Annotated in this window: 13 protein-coding genes; 8 read left to right on the top strand and 5 right to left on the bottom strand. The window is 72.2% G+C overall.

All coding sequences use genetic code 11. The annotated features are described in order from the left end of the window. Positions 1 to 350: 350 nt before the first annotated feature. Positions 351 to 1,133: a hypothetical protein gene (locus ACIQ7D_RS12200; protein ID WP_403936490.1), complete on the top strand. Its 783-nt coding sequence runs from the start codon at positions 351 to 353 to the stop codon at positions 1,131 to 1,133. A 32-nt stretch (positions 1,134 to 1,165) separates the two neighbouring features. Here ACIQ7D_RS12200 and ACIQ7D_RS12205 read toward each other — a convergent pair whose 3' ends face one another. Continuing rightward, positions 1,166 to 1,660 (bottom strand): MarR family winged helix-turn-helix transcriptional regulator, encoded by a 495-nt coding sequence (locus tag ACIQ7D_RS12205; protein WP_403936492.1) that lies wholly within the window; start codon positions 1,658 to 1,660, stop codon positions 1,166 to 1,168. Between the two features lie 208 nt (positions 1,661 to 1,868). Between ACIQ7D_RS12205 and ACIQ7D_RS12210 the strand changes: the two genes are divergently transcribed. Beyond that, entirely contained in the window at positions 1,869 to 2,717 is an 849-nt protein-coding gene (locus tag ACIQ7D_RS12210) for a lysozyme (protein WP_403936494.1), read from the top strand. Between the two features lie 90 nt (positions 2,718 to 2,807). Here the strand turns inward: ACIQ7D_RS12210 and lon are convergent, their stop codons facing one another. After that, positions 2,808 to 5,237, bottom strand: a complete 2,430-nt coding sequence (lon, locus tag ACIQ7D_RS12215) for an endopeptidase La (protein ID WP_403936496.1) — start codon at positions 5,235 to 5,237, stop codon at positions 2,808 to 2,810. Positions 5,238 to 5,470: 233 nt separating this feature from the next. Between lon and ACIQ7D_RS12220 the strand changes: the two genes are divergently transcribed. The 6 genes from ACIQ7D_RS12220 (at position 5,471) to ACIQ7D_RS12245 (ending at position 14,047) form a co-directional block, all read left to right on the top strand. Then, positions 5,471 to 6,322: a nucleotidyltransferase gene (locus ACIQ7D_RS12220; protein ID WP_403936498.1), complete on the top strand. Its 852-nt coding sequence runs from the start codon at positions 5,471 to 5,473 to the stop codon at positions 6,320 to 6,322. Between the two features lie 150 nt (positions 6,323 to 6,472). Further along, positions 6,473 to 7,078 (top strand): hypothetical protein, encoded by a 606-nt coding sequence (locus ACIQ7D_RS12225; RefSeq protein ID WP_403936978.1) that lies wholly within the window; start codon positions 6,473 to 6,475, stop codon positions 7,076 to 7,078. A gap of 86 nt (positions 7,079 to 7,164) precedes the next feature. Continuing rightward, positions 7,165 to 7,860 (top strand): spermidine synthase, encoded by a 696-nt coding sequence (locus tag ACIQ7D_RS12230; protein WP_403936500.1) that lies wholly within the window; start codon positions 7,165 to 7,167, stop codon positions 7,858 to 7,860. A gap of 106 nt (positions 7,861 to 7,966) precedes the next feature. Further along, on the top strand, positions 7,967 to 8,704 hold the full coding sequence (locus ACIQ7D_RS12235; protein ID WP_329829404.1) for a response regulator transcription factor: 738 nt from the start codon (positions 7,967 to 7,969) through the stop codon (positions 8,702 to 8,704). After that, complete coding sequence (locus ACIQ7D_RS12240) at positions 8,701 to 9,906, top strand: ATP-binding protein (RefSeq protein ID WP_403936502.1); 1,206 nt, start codon at positions 8,701 to 8,703, stop codon at positions 9,904 to 9,906. Before ACIQ7D_RS12235 ends, ACIQ7D_RS12240 begins: the two co-directional genes overlap by 4 nt. A gap of 292 nt (positions 9,907 to 10,198) precedes the next feature. Further along, positions 10,199 to 14,047, top strand: coding sequence for a multifunctional oxoglutarate decarboxylase/oxoglutarate dehydrogenase thiamine pyrophosphate-binding subunit/dihydrolipoyllysine-residue succinyltransferase subunit (locus tag ACIQ7D_RS12245; RefSeq protein ID WP_403936504.1), 3,849 nt, complete (start codon positions 10,199 to 10,201; stop codon positions 14,045 to 14,047). Between the two features lie 131 nt (positions 14,048 to 14,178). Here the strand turns inward: ACIQ7D_RS12245 and fxsT are convergent, their stop codons facing one another. The 3 genes from fxsT to ACIQ7D_RS12260 form a co-directional block, all read right to left on the bottom strand. Next, entirely contained in the window at positions 14,179 to 17,211 is a 3,033-nt protein-coding gene (gene fxsT / locus ACIQ7D_RS12250; RefSeq protein ID WP_403936506.1) for an FxSxx-COOH system tetratricopeptide repeat protein, read from the bottom strand. 78 nt (positions 17,212 to 17,289) lie between these two features. Then, the gene (locus ACIQ7D_RS12255; protein ID WP_403936508.1) at positions 17,290 to 18,684 is read right to left on the bottom strand and encodes an aKG-HExxH-type peptide beta-hydroxylase; all 1,395 of its coding nucleotides are present in this window, start codon (positions 18,682 to 18,684) and stop codon (positions 17,290 to 17,292) included. Then, positions 18,681 to 19,871 (bottom strand): FxsB family cyclophane-forming radical SAM/SPASM peptide maturase, encoded by a 1,191-nt coding sequence (locus tag ACIQ7D_RS12260; protein WP_403936980.1) that lies wholly within the window; start codon positions 19,869 to 19,871, stop codon positions 18,681 to 18,683. The genes ACIQ7D_RS12255 and ACIQ7D_RS12260 overlap by 4 nt, the downstream gene beginning before the upstream one ends. Positions 19,872 to 19,989: the final 118 nt, after the last annotated feature.

Genomic DNA, 19,989 nt, shown 5'->3' on the forward strand with positions numbered 1-19,989 from the left:
GACCATTCCAGCGCTCCGGGGAGGAAGGCGCGCATCGGCCGCTCCGCCACCTGGACGAGTGAACATCACGAGGAGTTGGCGAACAACTCTTCCCCGTCGGGCGGCCGCTGGAACACGGCGTGCCAGGTGGACCTTCCGGGCGGGCTTTGGGAAGATGCCCGCCCGCAGCTCGCCGGGGCCGCCCGTACCGCCGGAGCGGCCGGTCCCGTCCGCTCCTCCGGCGCTCGGACGCCCCCTCATTCTGACCGAATCACAGCGGTTGACCAGGCGTGTCGGGGAGACCGACCCGACGTGCGGGAAATGTGAAGGAATCCTGCGGGCGGTGCGACGGGTCAGGCAGACTGGAGCCCATGCGCGTCGAACAGGCCACCTCTCCCGGTCACACCGCCCGCCCCAATGAGGACTGGGCGGCCGTGGCGATGCCCGCGCTGGGCGAGGGCGGTGCGCTGGTCGTGCTGGACGGGGTGACGCCGCCCGCCGGTGACGACGGTTGTGTGCACGGTGTGCCGTGGTTCACGGCCAGGCTGGGCGGGGCGCTCCTGGAACTGTCCGGTTCACGACGGGATATGACGCTGGCACAGGTTCTCGCCCTCTCGATCCGCCGCACGGCGGACGCCCACCGGGACACCTGTGAGCTTTCTCACGCACGCACTCCGCAGGCCACCGTCGTCCTGGCGCGCTGGGGCCGGGACGCCGTCGAACATCTCGTGCTCTCCGACTCCACACTGCTGCTGGAGTCCCCGGACGGGACGGTACGGGCGGTGCTGGACGACCGTCTCGACCGGGTCCCGCGCGAGGCGCTGCGCTCGGTCGCCGCGACGGACGCCCTGCGCAACGCGGAGGGCGGCTTCTTCACGGCGGCGTCGGACCCGGCGGTCGCGGAGCGCGCCGTGACGGGCCGCACCCCGGCGGCGGAGGTACGGTCCCTGCTCGCACTGACGGACGGCGCGACCCGGTGGGTGGAGGTGTTCCGGGAGGGCGGCTGGACGGACTGCCTGGCGCTGGTGCGCAAGAGCGGTCCGCAGGAGCTGATCGACCGGGTGCGGGCGGCGGAGTCGGCGGATCCGGACGGCACGGCGTTCCGCAGGGGCAAGACGAACGACGACGCGACGGTGACGTACGTGGAGCTGTGAGGCGCCGCCCGCCCATGCCCCGGCGCGACCTCTCAGCTCTCGGTGGTGGCGTTGAGCTGGTGCAGCAGCCGGGCCAGTTCGGCGATCTCCGTACGGTCCCAGCCGGCCAGCTGCCGTACGTACCGCTCCCGGCGGGCCCCCCGGACCCGGCGGAAGCGGTTCCCGCCCTCGTCGGTGATCCGGATGAGCCAGGCGCGCCCGTCGGCGGGGTCGGGCTCGCGGCTCACCAGCCCCAGCTCCTCCAGGGCGCGCAGCTGACGGCTCATCGTGGCCTTGCCGACGCCGAAGTACGCGGCGAGCTCGGTGGCCCGCTGGGCGCCGCCGCTCTCCAGGCGCAGCAGCAGTCCATAAGCCGCCGGTTCCAGATCGGGATGGACCTCGCGCGCCATTTCCCCGGAGTTGGCACGGGCCCGGCGGAGAAAGACCGCCAGTTCCTGTTCGAGGGCGAGGAATTCGTGGTCCACACCACTCGTACCGGTAAGGCCCCGTTCCGGTTCCGTACCGCTTCCGTGCACGTCAGCAGCCATCGCGCGCTTTTCCACTCCTGAAAGTTTCTTTCGCCGACGGCCATTGCCGCAGCTTGTTCAGTATTTCAGGGGTTTATACCAACGGCACCGGCGTGGCACCCTTCCGCCGTCCGGGTCTACGTGCGTAGCTTCAATACTGACATGTTCACTCCAGTGACATGTCGCCAGGTCATGATCTCCCCCCACCGAGGTCTTCGGAGGCACACCCATGCCCGTCCCCAGATCCCGCGTCCCAGGCCGCTCCAGGGTCGTCGCGGCCACCGCCCTCCCCGCCACTCTCGCACTGCTCCTCGCTCTCCCCGGTGCGGCGAGCGCGGCTCCCCACCCGGCGGACCCGCCCGCGGACATCCCCACGCGCGGCTCGGCCCACATGGGCATGGGCGTCATCGCCCACGACGGCCAGGGGCGGCTGCCCCAGGACGGCCGAGCCGCCCAGACGGAGGGCGTCGACGTCTCCAGCCACCAGGGGAACGTCGACTGGCCGGCCCTGTGGAACAGCGGGGTGAAGTGGGCCTACGTCAAGGCCACCGAGGGGAACTACTACAAGAACACCTCCTTCACCCAGCAGTACAACGGCTCGTACAACGTGGGCATGATCCGCGGCACGTACCACTTCGGCACGCCCAACGACTCCAGCGGCGCCAACCAGGCCAACTACTTCGTCGACGGCGGGGGCGGCTGGTCGCCCGACGGCAGGACGCTGCCGGGCGTGCTCGACATCGAGTGGAACCCGTACGGCGCGACCTGCTACGGCAAGACGGCGTCGCAGATGGTCGACTGGATCCGGGACTTCGTGAACACCTACCGGGCGCGTACCGGCCGGGACGCCGTGATCTACACGGCGACGAGCTGGTGGAAGACGTGCACGGGCAACTACGCGGGCTTCGGCTCCACCAACCCGCTCTGGATCGCCCGGTACGACACGACGGTCGGCGAGCTGCCGGCCGGCTGGGGCTTCCAGACGATCTGGCAGTACACGTCGACGGGGCCGATCGTGGGTGACCACAACCGGTTCAACGGGGCGCTGGACCGCGTACAGGCGCTGGCCAACGGCTGACCTCCCGTACCTATGAGGCTGCCCGGCCCCTCTCGTCCCGATCGAGAGGGGCCGGGCAGCCGGGCCGATGCGGTGTCCCGGCGGCGGTGATCAGGCCGCCGCGGGGACCCGTACCTCCGCCGGGGCGAGCGCCAGCTCCAGGACCTGGCGGACGTCCGTCACCGGGTGGACCTCCAGCTTGCCGAGGATCTCGGCCGGGACGTCGTCCAGGTCGGCCTCGTTGCGCTTGGGGATCACGACCGTCGTGATGCCCGCGCGGTGGGCGGCCAGCAGCTTCTGCTTGAGGCCGCCGATGGGCAGGACCCGGCCGGTGAGCGAGACCTCGCCGGTCATGGCCACGTCCGTACGGACCTGACGGCCGCTCAGCAGCGAGGCCAGTGCCGTCGTCATCGTGATGCCCGCGCTCGGGCCGTCCTTCGGGACCGCGCCCGCCGGGAAGTGGATGTGCACGCCCCGGTCCTTCAGATCGGCCACCGGCAGCTCCAGCTCCGCGCCGTGCGAGCGCAGGAAGGAGAGCGCGATCTGCGCCGACTCCTTCATCACGTCACCGAGCTGTCCGGTCAGGGTCAGCCCCGAGCCGCCCGTCTCGGCGTCGGCGAGGGACGCCTCCACGAAGAGGACGTCACCGCCCGCGCCCGTGACCGCGAGGCCGGTCGCCACCCCCGGGACCGCCGTACGGCGCTCCGCCGGGTCCTGCGCGGACTCCGGTACGTGGTGCGGCCGTCCGATCAGCCCGCGCAGGTCGTCCGGGCCGAGGGTGAACGGCAGCTCGCGGTCGCCGAGTTCGTGTTCGGCCGCGATCTTGCGGAGCAGCCGGGCGATGGAGCGTTCCAGGTTCCGTACGCCCGCCTCGCGGGTGTACTCGCCCGCCAGCCTGCGCAGCGCGGCGTCCTCCAGGGTGACCTCGCCGGGCTCCAGGCCGGCGCGCTCCAACTGGCGGGGCAGGAGGTGGTCCCGGGCGATGACGACCTTCTCGTCCTCCGTGTAGCCGTCGAGCCGCACCAGTTCCATACGGTCGAGCAGCGCCTCCGGAATGGCCTCCAGAACGTTCGCCGTGGCGAGGAAGACCACGTCGGAGAGGTCGAGTTCGACCTCCAGGTAGTGGTCGCGGAAGGTGTGGTTCTGCGCGGGGTCGAGGACTTCGAGCAGCGCGGCGGCGGGGTCGCCGCGGAAGTCGGAGCCGACCTTGTCGATCTCGTCGAGCAGGACGACCGGGTTCATCGAACCGGCCTCCTTGACCGCCCGGACGATACGGCCCGGCAGCGCGCCGACGTACGTACGCCGGTGGCCGCGGATCTCCGCCTCGTCCCGTACGCCGCCGAGCGCGACCCGGACGAACTTGCGCCCCATGGCGTGCGCGACGCTCTCGCCCAGCGAGGTCTTGCCGACCCCGGGCGGCCCGACGAGGGCCAGGACGGCGCCGCCGCGCCGACCGCCGACGACCCCGAGCCCGCGGTCCGCGCGGCGCTTGCGCACGGCCAGGTACTCGGTGATGCGCTCCTTCACGTCCTCCAGGCCGGCGTGTTCGGCGTCCAGGACGGACTGGGCGCCCTTGATGTCGTAACTGTCCTCGGTCCGTTCGTTCCACGGCAGTTCCAGGACGGTGTCGAGCCAGGTGCGGATCCAGGAGCCCTCGGGGCTCTGGTCGGAGGAGCGCTCCAGCTTGTCGACCTCCTTGAGCGCGGCCTCCCGTACCTTCTCGGGGAGGTCGGCGGCCTCGACGCGGGTCCGGTAGTCGTCGGACTCGTCCGCCCCGTCCGCGGCCCCGCCGTTCAGCTCGCGCAGCTCCTTGCGTACGGCGTCGAGCTGACGCCGCAGCAGGAACTCGCGCTGCTGCTTGTCGACGCCCTCCTGGACGTCCTTGGCGATCGACTCGGCGACGTCCTGCTCGGCGAGGTGTTCACGGAGCTGCTGGGTGGCGAGCCTCAGCCGGGCGACCGGGTCGGTGGTCTCCAGCAGGGCGACCTTCTGGGCGGTGGAGAGGAACGGCGAGTAGCCGGAGTTGTCGGCGAGCGCCGACACGTCGTCGATCTGCTGGACGCGGTCGACCACCTGCCAGGCGCCGCGCTTCTTGAGCCAGTCGGTGGCCAGCGCCTTGTACTCGGTGACCAGCTCGGCCACGGCGCCGGGCAGCGGCTCGGGCGCGCTCTCGTCGACGCCGGTGCCCTCCACCCAGAGGGCGGCGCCGGGCCCGCTCGTACCGGCCCCGATCCGCACGCGGCCCCGGCCGCGGATCAGCGCACCCGGGTCCCCGTCGGAGAGCCGGCCGACCTGCTCGACGGTCCCGAGCACGCCGGTCCCGGCGTAACTCCCGTCGATACGCGGCACGAGCAGCACCCGGGGCTTGCCCCCGCCACCCGCACCGTCGCCGCCACCGTCCCTGGCGGCCGCTTGCGCGGCCTCCACGGCGGCACGGACCTCGGCGTCGGACAGATCGAGCGGCACGACCATGCCGGGCAGCACGACCTCGTCGTCGAGCGGCAGTACGGGAAGCGTGAGCGGTGTGGACGTGGAAGCCATGGTCTCCCCTTCGGCGTGAACAAGGCGGTGAAGCAGTCGTACGAGTACGAGGTCGACGGTCGACGGTCGACCGAGCAGTCAGTGAAGCAGTCGTACGACACAGACGATCAAGCAAGTTGAGCTATACCGACTCAATGCTTATGAGCCTGGGATTGTTCCCCCGCCGTTGTTCGCTCTGAGCGATCACCCCGGTCCCCGGCCCGTGACATCGGGGAACGGGGCACAGTGACCCCATGGACGACGAACGCGGGCTGCGCCACGACGGAACGATCGCCCGCGAGGGCGCCCTTGACCGGGTGACGGCGGCGTTCACCCCCGTCGTCGGCGCCGCGCGTGCCCGTATCGCCGCGACGTTCGGCTCCCGTCTGCACAGCGCCTATCTGTACGGCAGCATTCCCCGCGGCACCGCCGTCCCCGGCAGCTCCGACCTGGACCTTCAGCTCGCCCTCCACCAGGAGCCCACCGAGTCCGACCGCGCCGACGCCGCGGCGGCCGGGGCCGCGCTCGACCACGACTTCCCTCAGATCGACGGTGTCGGCACCCTGCTGACCAGCACCCGCGTCCTGCTCAGCGACCTCGAACGCCACGACGGCGGATTCTTCATCGCCTGCCTCTGCACACCGCTGCTCGGCGACGACCTCGCGCGGCGGCTGCCCCGGTACCGCCCCACCTCCCTGCTCGCCCGCGAAACCAACGGCGATCTCGCCCTCGCGCTGCCCCGCTGGCGCGCCGGAGTCGCCACGGCCACCACGGACTCCGATCGCCGGGCCCTGTGCCGCCGGGTCGGCCGCCGCCTCGTCCGTACGGGATTCACCCTGGTCATGCCCCGCTGGGGCGGCTGGACCAGTGACCTGGACGAGTCCGCCGAGCTGTTCGGCCGCTACTACCCCGAACGCGCCGAGCAGATGCGCACCGCTGCCGCCCTCGGCCGCACGCCCTCGTCCGATCCGGCGACGCTCGCCCTGCTCGTCGAGGACCTGGGCCCGTGGCTTGCCGCCACATACACCTCTGTACACGGCGAGAAGGCCCCGCGCCCGACGGCCCCGCTGACCCGGCGCGGGGGCGTCCGGGCGCCGGGTGGGTGAACCGGGGCCGGGGTGTCCGGCGATATAGAGGGCGTGAGACTGTGCCGCCCCGTGGGGGGAGACCGTGACGATGCCGCGCTGCTGCGCACCGTCGCGAAAGGGGGCCCGCTGGAAGAGACCACCATCCTGCTGCGCACCGTTGGGCTGAAGTTGTGCGCGCCGCTCGCGCTGTACGCCCGCTCCCGCGCCCTGCCCGCCACCCTGGTCGCGCTCGCCGGTGTCGCGCTCACCGCCGCGTGGTCCGCGTGGTGGCTCCAGGCCCAGCCGCGCTTCGACCATACCGCCCGGATTCCGGTGGTCGTGCTCGCTCCGCTCCTCGCCTCGGCGGCGATCGGGACAGGCATGTACACGCACAGCGACGAGCTGGACCGTACGGCCGTACACCCCTGGTGGCCCCGGCGGCTGACCGTCCTCCTCGGTCCGACGGCGCTCGCCGCCGCGCTGCTCGCGGCCGGGGTGCCCGGGCATCCGGAGGCGTTCGGAGCGCCCGCCGTGGTACGGAATCTGCTCGGCGCCGCCGGGGTGACGGCGGGCGCCGCCACGTTGCTGGGGGCGCGGCTGAGCCGGCTGCCGATGACCGCGTACACGAGCGCCGTCTGTCTGGCCGCGCCCCGCGCGCCGGGCGGCGCCGCCGCGCTGTGGGCCTGGCCGCTCCAGCCGGGGCCGCAGGCGGGGGCCTGGGCAGTGGCGGTGGTGGCGTACGTGTGCGGCGCCGGGGTGTACGTGTGGCGAGGCGCCCGCCGGGAGGACCGCTGACCTCGGCGGCGAAAACCGGATTGTCCTGGCCCACCCCTCCCGACCAGGATGTCCACCATCCGTCGCACCGAGGGAGAGGCGCCAGCATGTCCGTACCCGTCCCGGATTCCGGTCCCGTCACGCTCGACCGCCGCGAGGGGCCCCACGGCGAGGTCGTCCTGCGGCGGCGGGGCGAGGAGCTGGAGATCATCGCCAACGGCTGCTTCCTGATGGACACGTCGGACGGCCGCTCGGAACGGCTGCTCGTCGATGCCGCGTACGCGGCGCTCGTCCCGGCGGGCTCCGGGGGCGCGCGTCCCTCCGTGCTCATCGGCGGTCTCGGCGTCGGTTTCTCGCTCGCGCACGCCACCGCCGATCCGCGCTGGGGAGCCATCGCCGTCGTCGAGCGCGAGCAGGCCGTCATCGACTGGCACCGGGGCGGCCCCCTTACGCGCATTTCGGGCGCCGCGCTCACCGATCCGCGCGTTGTGATCCATCACACCGATCTTGTGAAGTACGTACGAACGGCCGCGGAGCGTTACGACGCGTTGTGTCTGGACATCGACAACGGGCCCGAATGGACCGTCACCGAGGACAACGAGAACCTGTACTCCCCGGCCGGACTCGCCGCGTGCCACGGCCGGTTGAAACCGGGCGGTGTCCTCGCCGTATGGTCGGCGAACCCCTCTCCGAGATTCGGCGAAGCGTTGCGGAATGCCGGATTCACCGGGGTAAGGGAGGAAGAGATCCCAGTTGCCCGAGGAGTACCCGACGTGGTCCATCTCGCTGTTCGCACTGCGTAGCCGGAACCCTCCCGCTGCCTCTACGCTGCTCCCCACACACGGATGTGCATACTTCATGCACAGATCGCGGATCAAGGATTGCGGAACGCGTACCAGGGGCGGGGCGATGGAGCAGACACACACCAGCCACAACGGGGTCGCGGCGACGCCCGGCGCCCAGCGCCGGGTCCTCGTCGTCGAGGACGACGCGACGATCGTCGACGCCATCGCCGCCCGGCTGCGGGCGGAGGGCTTCCTCGTACAGACGGCGGTGGACGGGCCCGCGGCGGTGGACGCGGCCGAGGCGTGGCAGCCGGACCTGATGGTCCTCGACATCATGCTGCCCGGCTTCGACGGCCTGGAGGTCTGCCGCCGCGTACAGGCACAGCGCCCGGTGCCGGTGCTGATGCTGACGGCGCGGGACGACGAGACCGACATGCTGGTCGGGCTCGGGGTCGGCGCCGACGACTACATGACCAAGCCGTTCTCCATGCGGGAGCTGGCGGCGCGGGTGCATGTGCTGCTGCGCCGGGTGGAGCGCGCGGCGCTCGCCGCGGTGACGCCGCGCAGCGGCATCCTGCGCCTGGGCGAGCTGGAGATCGACCACGCGCAGCGCCGGGTGCGGGTGCGCGGCGACGACGTACATCTGACGCCCACCGAGTTCGACCTGCTGGTCTGCCTGGCGAACACGCCGCGCGCCGTCCTCTCCAGGGAGCAGTTGCTCGCCGAGGTGTGGGACTGGGCGGACGCCTCGGGCACCCGTACGGTCGACAGCCACATCAAGGCGCTGCGGCGGAAGATCGGCGCCGAGCGGATCCGTACCGTCCACGGGGTCGGCTACGCCCTGGAGACCCCGGCGCCATGACCCGGCCGGGGGACACGGGCGGCCGGGGCGGTGACGGGTACGGCCCGCACGGGCGCGAGGGCTCCCGGGATCCGCGCTCACGTGCGGGCTCCCGGGAACCCGCACGTGAGCGCCGTCGGGTGTCCGGCGCGGCGGACCGGTCCCTGCCGCTCTTCTCGATCAAGTCCAAGCTGGTCGCCCTGGTCGTCGTCTCCGTACTGATCACCACGGGCCTGCTGATCGTGGCGTCCCGTACGGAGACGGAGCTGCGCTTCATCACGGTCTTCTCGATGATCGCCACGCTGCTGATCACCCAGTTCGTGGCGCACGGGCTGACCGCGCCGCTGGACGAGATGAACACCGTCGCCAAGGGCATCTCGCACGGCGACTACACACGCCGGGTGCGCGCCGACCGCCGGGACGAGCTGGGCGATCTCGCCTCGACGATCAACCGGATGGCCGACGACCTGGAGGCCGAGGACCGGCACCGCAAGGAGCTGATCGCCAACGTCTCGCACGAGCTGCGCACGCCGATCGCGGCTCTGCGCGCGGTGCTGGAGAACGTGGTGGACGGGGTGTCCGCCGCGGATCCCGAGACGATGCTGACGGCGCTGCGGCAGACCGAGCGGCTGGGCCGGCTGACGGAGACGCTGCTGGACCTCTCGCGGCTCGACAACGGTGTCGTACCGCTGCGCGCGCGGCGCTTCGAGGTGTGGCCGTATCTGTCGGGTGTGCTCAAGGAGTGCAATCTGGCGTCCGCGCACCGCAGCCATGTCGCCGGTTCCGGGTCGGGGAACCACGCCCGTACCGATGTCCATCTGCATCTCGACGTCTCCCCGCCGGAGCTGACCGCGCACGCGGACGCGGAGCGGCTGCACCAGGTGGTCGCCAACCTCGTCGACAACGCGGTCAAGCACAGCCCGCCGCACGGCCGGGTGACGGTACGCGCCCGGCGCGGCGCGGCGCCCGAGTCGCTGGACCTGGAGGTCCAGGACGAGGGGCCCGGCATCCCCGAGCAGGAGCGCCACAAGGTCTTCGAGCGCTTCAACCGGGGCACGGTCCCCTCCCCGCACGGACCCGGCAGCGACGGCGGTACGGGGCTCGGTCTGGCGATCGCGCGCTGGGCGGTGGATCTCCACGGCGGGCGGATCGGGGTGGCCGAATCGGACCGTGGCTGCCTGATACGGGTCACTCTTCCGGGGGCACCCCGAGCACACGCTTGACGTAGGGTTCAAGGGAAAGCGCATGATCTCCGGGTACGGAGTCGGGGACGAGCGGGTAACAGGGCCGTGGACCCGCCGTGACTGGGGAGTGGCCGATATGCGATGTGTGCGGTCACATGCCCCTGGCACTGCGGAACCTGGCTTGTTTCCCGCCATTTCATACGCCGAAACCCGTCGTCGGATGTGACTTGCACGACGATGGCATGCCCGGCCTGCACCTCAGGGCCTGGTAGGCGTAGCCTTGATTCCCGCTGTCCATCACCTTGTGAAGCGGAAGAGGGCGGTTCACGCCGTGTCGTCTCAGTCCCCCAGTAACGCGAGCATCTCGACCGACGAAGCGGGTCAGGGCACCAACCCTGCCGCCGCCTTCGGAGCCAATGAGTGGCTTGTCGACGAGATCTACCAGCAGTACCTCCAGGATCCGAATTCGGTCGACCGTGCCTGGTGGGACTTCTTCGCCGACTACAAGCCGGGCACGCCCGGCGCGTCGGGCAGGTCCGAAGAGGCCACCACGACCCCGGCGAAGGCGGCCCCGGCCGCCGCCGCACCGGCTCCGGCGAAGGCGGCCCCGGCCGCCGCGCCCGCCGCCCCGGCTCAGGCCACGGCGTCGGCGCCCGCTCCGGCCGCGGCGCCCACTCCGGCTCCGGCGAAGCCCGCCGCCGTACCGCCCGCCCCCGCGAAGGCGGCCCAGGCCCCGGCGCCCGCGAAGCCCGCCGCCGCCCCGGCGAAGGCGGCGCCCGCGCAGGCGGCCCCCGTCGCCGAGACGCCCGCCGGGCCCGAGTACCTGACGCTGCGCGGCCCGTCGGCCGCCGTCGCGAAGAACATGAACGCCTCGCTGGAAGTGCCCACGGCCACCTCCGTGCGCGCCGTCCCGGTGAAGCTGCTCTTCGACAACCGCATCGTCATCAACAACCACCTGAAGCGCGCGCGCGGCGGCAAGATCTCCTTCACGCACCTCATCGGGTACGCGATGGTGCAGGCGATCAAGGCCATGCCGTCGATGAACCACTCCTTCGCCGAGCGCGACGGAAAGCCGACGCTGGTCAAGCCGGAGCACATCAACTTCGGTCTCGCCATCGACCTGGTGAAGCCCAACGGCGACCGCCAGCTCGTCGTCGCCGGCATCAAGAAGGCCGAGACGCTCAACTTCTTTGAGTTCTGGCAGGCGTACGAGGACATCGTCCGGCGCGCCCGCAACAACAAGCTGACGATGGACGACTTCACCGGCGTCACCGTCTCGCTGACCAACCCGGGCGGCCTCGGCACGGTGCACTCCGTACCGCGTCTGATGCCCGGTCAGTCGGTCATCATGGGCGTCGGTTCGATGGACTACCCGGCCGAGTTCCAGGGCACGTCGCAGGACACCCTGAACAAGCTGGGCATCTCCAAGGTCATGACCCTGACGTCGACGTACGACCACCGCGTCATCCAGGGTGCGGCCTCCGGCGAGTTCCTGCGGATCGTCAGTCAGCTCCTCCTCGGCGAGAACGACTTCTACGACGAGATCTTCCAGGCGCTGCGCATCCCGTACGAGCCGGTCCGCTGGCTCAAGGACATCGACGCCTCGCACGACGAGGACGTCACGAAGCCCGCCCGGGTCTTCGAGCTGATCCACTCCTACCGCGTGCGCGGCCATGTCATGGCCGACACGGACCCGCTGGACTACCTCCAGCGCAAGCACCCCGACCTCGACATCACCGAGCACGGGCTGACGCTGTGGGACCTGGAGCGCGAGTTCGCCGTCGGCGGCTTCGCGGGCAAGTCCATGATGAAGCTCCGCGACATCCTCGGCGTGCTGCGCGACTCGTACTGCCGCACCACCGGCATCGAGTTCATGCACATCCAGGACCCGAAGCAGCGCAAGTGGCTCCAGGACCGGATCGAGCGCGGCGCGCACTCCAAGCCGGAGCGCGAGGAGCAGCTGCGGATCCTGCGCCGGCTCAACGCGGCCGAGGCGTTCGAGACGTTCCTCCAGACGAAGTACGTCGGTCAGAAGCGGTTCTCGCTGGAGGGCGGCGAGTCCGTCATCCCGCTGCTCGACGCGATCATCGACTCCGCCGCCGAGTCCCGTCTCGACGAGGTCGTCATCGGCATGGCCCACCGCGGCCGGCTCAACGTCCTCGCGAACATCGTCGGCAAGTCGTACGCGCAGATCTTCCGCGAGTTCGAGGGCAACCTCGACCCGAAGTCGATGCACGGCTCCGGCGACGTCAAGTACCACCTGGGCGCCGAGGGCACCTTCACCGGTCTGGACGGCGAGCAGATCAAGGTCTCGCTGGCCGCGAACCCCTCGCACCTGGAGGCGGTCGACCCGATCCTGGAGGGCATCGCCCGCGCCAAGCAGGACATCATCAACAAGGCCGGTACCGACTTCACGGTCCTGCCGCTCGCGCTCCACGGCGACGCGGCCTTCGCGGGCCAGGGCGTCGTCGCCGAGACGCTCAACATGTCGCAGCTGCGCGGCTACCGCACCGGCGGCACCGTCCACGTCGTGATCAACAACCAGGTCGGCTTCACCGCCGCCCCGGAGTCCTCTCGCTCGTCGATGTACGCGACGGACGTGGCCCGCATGATCGAGGCGCCGATCATCCACGTGAACGGTGACGACCCGGAGGCCGTCGTCCGCGTCGGACGGCTCGCCTTCGAGTTCCGTCAGACGTTCAACAAGGACGTCGTCATCGACCTGATCTGCTACCGCCGCCGCGGCCACAACGAGGGCGACAACCCGCAGTTCACCAACCCGCAGATGGTCCGTCTGATCGACAAGAAGCGGTCGGTGCGCAAGCTCTACACCGAGTCGCTGATCGGCCGCGGCGACATCACGCTGGAAGAGGCGGAGCAGGCGCTCCAGGACTTCCAGGGCCAGTTGGAGAAGGTCTTCGCGGAGGTCCGCGAGGCCACCTCGCACGCCGGTCCCGTCCAGGTCCCGGACGTGCAGGCGGAGTTCCCGGTGGCCGTGGAGACCGCGGTCTCCCAGGAGGTCGTCAAGCGGATCGCCGAGTCGCAGGTCAACATCCCCGACACGGTCACCGTCCACCCGCGCCTGATGCCGCAGATGCAGCGCCGCGCCGCCTCGGTGGAGGACGGCACGATCGACTGGGGCATGGGCGAGACCCTGGCCATCGGCTCGCTGCTGATGGAGGGCACGCCGGTCCGCCTCTCCGGCCAGGACACCCGCCGCGGCACGTTCGGCCAGCGCCACGCGGTCCTGGTCGACCAGGGCACGGGCGAGGACTACACCCCGCTCCAGTACCTGACCGCCGAGCAGGCCCGCTACAACGTCTACGACTCGCTGCTCAGCGAGTACGCGGCGATGGGCTTCGAGTACGGCTACTCCCTGGCCAGGCCGGACGCGCTGGTCATGTGGGAGGCGCAGTTCGGTGACTTCGTCAACGGCGCGCAGACCATCGTGGACGAGTTCATCTCGTCGGCCGAGCAGAAGTGGGGCCAGACCTCCGGCGTCACGCTGCTGCTGCCGCACGGCTACGAGGGCCAGGGCCCGGACCACTCGTCCGCCCGCCCCGAGCGCCTGCTCCAGATGTGCGCGCAGAACAACATGACGATCGCGATGCCCACGCTGCCGTCGAACTACTTCCACCTGCTGCGCTGGCAGGTCCACAACCCGCACCACAAGCCGCTCGTCGTCTTCACCCCGAAGTCGATGCTGCGTCTGAAGGCGGCGGCGTCCACGGCGGAGGAGTTCACCACCGGCGGCTTCCGTCCGGTGATCGGCGACAGCAGCGTGGACCCGGCCGCGGTCCGCAAGGTCGTCTTCTGCACCGGCAAGGTCTACTACGACCTGGACGCCGAGCGGCAGAAGCGCGGCGTCACGGACACCGCGATCCTCCGCCTGGAGCGGCTGTACCCGCTGCCGGGCGCGGAGCTCCAGGCCGAGATCGCCAAGTTCCCGAACGCCGAGAAGTACCTGTGGGCCCAGGAGGAGCCGGCGAACCAGGGTGCCTGGCCGTTCATCGCGCTCAACCTGATCGACCACCTGGACCTGGCGGTCGGCGCCGACATCCCGCACGGCGAGCGGCTGCGGCGCATCTCGCGCCCGCACTCCTCGTCCCCGGCGGTCGGCTCGGCCAAGCGCCACCAGGCGGAGCAGGCGCAGCTCGTCAGCGAGGTCTTCGACGCCTGACCCGTACGGAACGGATCGGAGGGCCCGGTCCCGCGTCACTGTGACGCGGGGCCGGGCCCTCCGGCGTGCTCGAAGCCCCGTGCGTACGGGCCCGGCCGCGTGCCCGTCCCCCTGAGGCCGCGCCCCCGCCGTCAGGTCAGCGGCGGCTCGAAGTCCCAGTAGGGGCGGTTGCGGGAGCGGGCCGCGACCGTGTGGACGTGCTGGGCGCCCAGCGTGGTCACCAGGTCGTCCAGCGCCTCCTGTTCGACCTTCTCGGCGCGCTGCCCGTCCCGCAGATCCCGCAGGTCGCAGGCGTGCGCGATCCGGGCCGAGAGGGTCAGCGGGTGGGTACGGCCCAGCGTTTCGGTGGCCCGGACGACGGTCTCGTTGCTGAGCGCCGCCGCCCGCTCCGGGTCGCCGGTGATGTTGCGCAGCGCCGACGTGTTGATGGCGCACCCCAGGGTCCAGGGGTGGGTCTCGCCGACCGCCCGCCCCATGTCCGTGAGCGCGTTCTCGGTGAGGTCGAGCGCCTGGTCGCGTTCGCCGACGCTGCGCAGGACCAGCGCGTGGTTGGAGCGGGTGCCCGCGACGTACGGGTGGCCCTCGCCCAGCATCGTCACATAGCCGTCGACGACCCGTTCGCTTATGTCCCTGGCCCGGTCGATGTCGCCGTGCTCGCGGGCGAAGCAGCTCTGGCCGGCCGCGAACATCATGGTCAGCGGATCCCGTTCGCCGAGGACCCGTTCGCAGCTCTCCAGGACCTGGGTGAACAGCGCCCCGGCCCGGCCCCGTTCGCCCGAGCGGTACAGGCACAGGGCGAGGTTGAACTCGGCGCGCAGGGTCTGCGGGTTGTCCCGGCCGAGGATCGTCCGGTGGATGCGGGCGCTCTGCGACTGGATCGATTCGGCCTCGCCGTAGCGGCCGAGGAGCCGCAGGTCCGTCGCGTAGTTGATCTCGGAGTAGAGGGTCCAGCTGTGGCGCGGCCTGAGCAGTTGCCGACGGGCGTCCAGGGTGCGGCGGTTGAGCTCCAGGGACTCCTTGTACCGGCCGAGCAGACGGAGCGAGATGGCCAGGTTGTTCTGGGCGTTGAGGGTACGGGAGTCCTGCTCGCCCAGGAGTTCGCGGAAGGAGGTGAGGAGCCCCCGGGAGATCTCGTACGCCTCGTCGTACCGGCCGAGGCCGCGCAGGTCGGCGGCGAGTCCGCCGGCCGCCCGCAGGTGTTCCAGGTCCTGTTCGCCGCGTTCCTCGCGGAGGTGTTCCACGGCGGCGCGCTCGATGGCCTCCGTACCGGCGTAGTCGCCGACGGCGCGCAGCAGGTTGGCGTAGTGGTAGCTGAGGTCCCAGATCCTCGGGTGGGTCTCGCCGAGGAGCCGCCGCCAGGCGTCCAGGGCGCGCCTGCCGAGGTTGATGCCCGCCCGGTACTCGCCCGAAAGGTACATGTAGCGCAGGCAGTTGAGGACCAGGGTGTGCATCGCGGGGTCGGTGCTCTTGAGCACGTCGGCCCACTTGAGGTGCGGGGTGATCTCCGCGTACCGGGGCCACAGCCGGGTGTCGGTGGGGCGCATGGGGTCCGCCTCCACGAGTGCGCGGCGGACCACCTCGATGAACTCCGCGTGGTCCTGCGAGGGCATGTCCTGGTGGACGATCTGGTGGACCATGCGGTGCATGTAGAGCGAGTCGCCCGCCGCGCCGGCGAGCGAGGGCTCGCTGACCGCGTCGTGGACCTCGCGCTCGCCGACCCCGGCGGCCCGGACGACCGCGTACTGCCGCAGCTTGTTGATCGCGCGCGCCCAGCGCACCGGGTCGTCGACCAGGCCGCGCAGCTTCTCGGGGAGGGTGTCCGGGGGCAGGTCGCGCACCAGGCGTACGGGGATGGCGCCCGGCGCGAAGAAGGTGCACAGGCGCAGCAGGTCGACCGATTCGGGGACGGTCTCGCGGAGTTTGTTGAGCAGTATCGACCAGCCGGTCTGGAAGGCGAGCGGGAAGTCGCTGGAGATCCGGACGACGTCCTGGTCGACACCGTCCTTGAGCAGGTCGATGTAGGCCTCGACGGACATGTCGGAGTCGTTGAGCCAGCCGGCCGTCTGGTCGAGCAGCAGCGGCAGGTCCTCCAGGGCCTCCGCGAGCCGGCCCGCCTCGTCGTAGGTGAGGCGGGGGGCGCGGCGGCGGACGAACGCCACCGACTCCGTGCGGTCGTAGACGGGGACTTCCAGCAGGGTGCTGTTGTGCTCGCCCCACTCCGGGTTGCGCGCCGTGATCAGCACATGGCCGGGGCCGGTGGGGACGAGGTCCCAGATCTGGTCCGGTTCGTCGGCGCCGTCCAGGATGAGCAGCCAGCGGCTGTACGGGTCGCCGCGGCGCAGCGCGTCCCGGGCCGCCCGCAGCCGCTCGCCGTACTCCACGCCGGTCGACAGCCCGAGCGCGGGGGCGAGTGCGGCCAGTCGCTGGCGGCAGGTGACGCGCTTGTCGGCGGAGACCCACCACACCACGTCGTACTCGGCGCCGAAGCGGTGGGCGTACTCGGCGGCGAGCTGTGTCTTGCCGACGCCGGACATGCCGTGGAGGGTGACCACCCCGGCGCCCCTGGCGGCCTGTTGGAGGGCGTGGTGGGCGGCGTCGAGCAGGGGCTCGCGGCCGGTGAAGCGGGTGTTGCGGCGGGGGACGCCGTCCCAGATGTCGGGCGACTCGCCGGGGTAACGGGGGCCGCGCCGGGGCCCGTCGGGCTCGCCTTCGCGCAGCCCTTCCGTGGTCAGTCCGAGCTGGGTCAGCAGCCGCCTCTCGGCCTCCTGTTCGCCGACGGTGTCCAGGCCGACGGCGGCGAAGACGGCGGCGGCGCCGGGCAGTTTCTCCGCCTCGTTGGTGACGGAGACGCCGAAGAACCGGTCGCGCTCGGCGGCCACCACTTCGCGCAGCGCGGTGTTCCACTCGTCGTGGCCGCGCGGGCCGAGCTGGAAGTACCACTGGCTGACGACGACGAGCACGGGGCCGGGTGCGAGCAGGAGGTCGCGCAGGCACTGCGTCAGTGTCATGTCGTCCGGCGGGTCCCACCGCTGGTAGGAGACGGTCAGTCCGCGCCGTTCGAGACGGTCGCCGATCCAGGCCGCCCAGGGGCGGTTGTACCCGGCGAAACTGATCGTGACCGCCCGGGGCCCGGTAGCTCCAACTGACTTACGCGCTCCGGGCATTCGACCGTCTCCCTGCATCGTCATACGCCCTTTTAACATACCCCGGACCGGCTCGGATCCATCCTGGTGCGCGCCGTCTCACGTTGCGTTCCTTTGGCGCCAGATCATCCGTGCCGTACGGACGTAGGAGGCGGCCCGGGCGCGGTGGCCGGGCGGCGGCGGGCTGTCGGCGAGCCGGTGGTACATCGAGATCATCTCGTTGACGAGGACGCGTCCCTCCCTGGTGAGGGCCCCTGAACCGGCCAGCACGGGCAGGACCGCGCCGACCTGTTCGCTGGTGCGGGCGTGTTCGGCCCACGCCTGGTCGCGGACGGCGAGGCGGTCCGCGCCGAGGGCGAGGCGCTGCCAGTGGTCGGCGAGCGCGATGTGCGAGTACGCGCCCTGGAGCAGCCCGTCGAAGGGGCGGGGGTCGGAGCGCCAGGGCGCGAAGTGCCGGGGCGCGCCGTCCTCGTGGTGGAGCGGGGTGAGGGCGGCGAGCGCGGCGAGTTTGGTGTGCTGGAGTTCGTGCACGAGGGTCGACGCGAAGTAGGCGGGGGTCGCGGGGCGGCTGGTGAGGACCGCGCCGAACGCCTCGCGGCGGGTGCCGCTGCACTGCGCGGAGCCGTCGCCGGCGGGGGTGGAGCCGGGCGGCGGTGCGAGCGGTACGAGGCAGTGCAGCAGGGTGGCGGCCTCCGCCACGCGGTGCGGGCCGCCGGTCCGCAGCAGCGGCTCCACCCCGGCCCAGGTCCGCGCCCACCGCGTACGGTGGCGCGCGTCGAGCCGGATGACGGAGGACAGCCCGCCCCGCGCCACTCCGGTGCCCGCGGAGCGGTACGGGTCGATGTCGTCCAGCGGTACGGGGGCGGCCCCGGGCCGTACCGGGGGCAGCGCGAGGACGGGCAGCCACCGCGGGTCACCGCTCCCGTCCCCGGCGTCGGCGTCCAGGCGTACGGTGACGGGCGCGGCGCCCTCCTGTCGTAACGTCAACCGCCCTCCGGCCAGGGCGACATCGACCGGGATGGGCTCGTCCCGGCCGGTGCGCAGGGCGCCCAGGGCGGGCAGCACGAGCAGGCCGTCGCGGGCGGTGAGCCGGACCCGGAAGGGCAGTCGGGCGCGGAGCGCGGCGGTGGCGGCGAGGGCGCTGAAGTGGTCCAGATCGGCGGCGAGCCGGGGGGCGTCGGCCGGTCCCGCGGCGATCAGGCCGTGCAGACAGCGCTGCGCCCAGGGGCCGGCCAGCGGGTAGAGCAGCACGGCCCGTACGGCTGTACGACCGGCCCGCTCGGCGGCCTCCAGCAGCGCCCAGTCGTCGCGCAGCCGGGCGAGCGCGGCGGGCGGGCAGAGCGCGGCGGGGGCGTCGGCCGCCGCGTCGAGCAGGGCCCGCAGCAGGACGAGCCGGCGGGTGTGCTGGTCGCGGACGAGCAGCCCGAGCGCGTCGGCGCCGCCTTCGGTGCGGCCGAGTGCGCGCAGGGCCTCCTCGGGGACGGCGGCGCTCACCGCGGGGCCCCGGGCGCGGATACGGGCACCGGCGGCGCGACGGCCTCGGTGAGCCGGGCGGCGACATGGCGGATCAGCCGGTCGAGGTCGGCGCAGTAGACGGAGCGCTGGGTGAAGCCGTGGCCCGCGCGGTAGCGGTGGGCGTAGTGGCCGCCGCCGCAGACCGTGAGCAGCGGGCAGGCCCGGCACGCGGCGGCCAGCGCGGCGGCGCCCGCCTGCCGGGCGGCGACCCCGGGGTGGCGCAGGGCGTCGTCGAAGGAGTGGCCGCGGATGTTCAGCCCGGTGGCGGCGGCGGTGTCGTAGGCGGACTTGAGGGAGTCGACCTGTTCGATCGCGCCGTCCGTCTCGACGACGACGGCGTTGACCGGGTCGAGTCCCAGGGATTCCGTCGCGCCCGGCAGTCCCAGCAGCAGCGCCAGACACTCCTCGAAGAGCCGTACCCGGGTCTCCCGCCGGCCGGCCCGCCACCAGCGGTCGAAGACGGCGGTCAGCCAGTCGCCGTACGGGGTGGGCCGGCCGGGGCCCGCGGCCGCCGGCTCCCGGTCGCCGGGCCCGGCGGCGGGCAGGCCGGGCGGCGGGCTGGTCCAGTTGCCGTGCGGCAGCAGCAGATCGAGCGCGGGCGGGCGCAGCTCCAGCAGGGATTCGTACAGCTCGACCGGGTCGGTGCGCGGGTCGACGACGGTGAGGATCCCCGCGTACGCCTCCGGGCGGTGCGCGGCGAGCAGCCGGGCGCCGCGCGCGGCGGCGGCGAAGGACGGGCGTCCCGCGTGGTCGGTGCGTGCCGTGTTGTGCGCGGCCCGTCCGCCGTCGAGGCTGATGCCGACCCGTACGGAGTGCCGGGCGAGGGTGGTGACCGCCCGCTCGGTGAGCAGGGTGCCGTTGGTCTGGACGGTGGCGTGGACCGTACGGGAGGGGCCCGCCCGGTCACGTACGGCGTCGGCGAAGGCCCCGAGCCGCGCGGCGCCGACGAGCAGCGGCTCCCCGCCGTGCAGGACGAGGGCCAGCTCGCGCAGCGCGTGGGCGTGGGCGTGTTCCGCGATCCGGTCGGCCGTGCGGTCCAGGATCTCGGGCGACGCGGCGGCGGGGCGGGTGCGCCAGGTGCGGTCGGGGCCCGCGTAGAGATAGCAGTAGCGGCAGGCGAGGTTGCAGCGGCCGTGGACCTTCACGATGAACTGCGCGAAGGGCACGGCTCCGGGGCCCGGCGCGGAGCCGGGGCCCGGCGCGGAGCCGGGGCCCGGCGCGGAGCCGGGGCCCGGCGCGGAGCCGGGGCCCGGCGCGGAGCCGGGGCCCGGCGCGGAGCCGGGG

This window comes from Streptomyces sp. NPDC096310, assembly GCF_044763125.1.
Taxonomy (GTDB): domain Bacteria; phylum Actinomycetota; class Actinomycetes; order Streptomycetales; family Streptomycetaceae; genus Streptomyces.

Excerpts from the sequence above, each read along its gene's own strand:
- ACIQ7D_RS12205 (WP_403936492.1), bottom strand. The coding sequence starts at position 1,660 with ATGGCTGCTGACGTGCACGGAAGCGGTACGGAACCGGAACGGGGCCTT.
- fxsT (WP_403936506.1), bottom strand. The coding sequence starts at position 17,211 with ATGCCCGGAGCGCGTAAGTCAGTTGGAGCTACCGGGCCCCGGGCGGTC.
- ACIQ7D_RS12220 (WP_403936498.1), top strand. The coding sequence starts at position 5,471 with ATGGACGACGAACGCGGGCTGCGCCACGACGGAACGATCGCCCGCGAG.
- ACIQ7D_RS12230 (WP_403936500.1), top strand. The coding sequence starts at position 7,165 with ATGTCCGTACCCGTCCCGGATTCCGGTCCCGTCACGCTCGACCGCCGC.
- ACIQ7D_RS12240 (WP_403936502.1), top strand. The coding sequence starts at position 8,701 with ATGACCCGGCCGGGGGACACGGGCGGCCGGGGCGGTGACGGGTACGGC.
- lon (WP_403936496.1), bottom strand. The coding sequence starts at position 5,237 with ATGGCTTCCACGTCCACACCGCTCACGCTTCCCGTACTGCCGCTCGAC.
- ACIQ7D_RS12235 (WP_329829404.1), top strand. The coding sequence starts at position 7,967 with ATGGAGCAGACACACACCAGCCACAACGGGGTCGCGGCGACGCCCGGC.
- ACIQ7D_RS12210 (WP_403936494.1), top strand. The coding sequence starts at position 1,869 with ATGCCCGTCCCCAGATCCCGCGTCCCAGGCCGCTCCAGGGTCGTCGCG.
- ACIQ7D_RS12200 (WP_403936490.1), top strand. The coding sequence starts at position 351 with ATGCGCGTCGAACAGGCCACCTCTCCCGGTCACACCGCCCGCCCCAAT.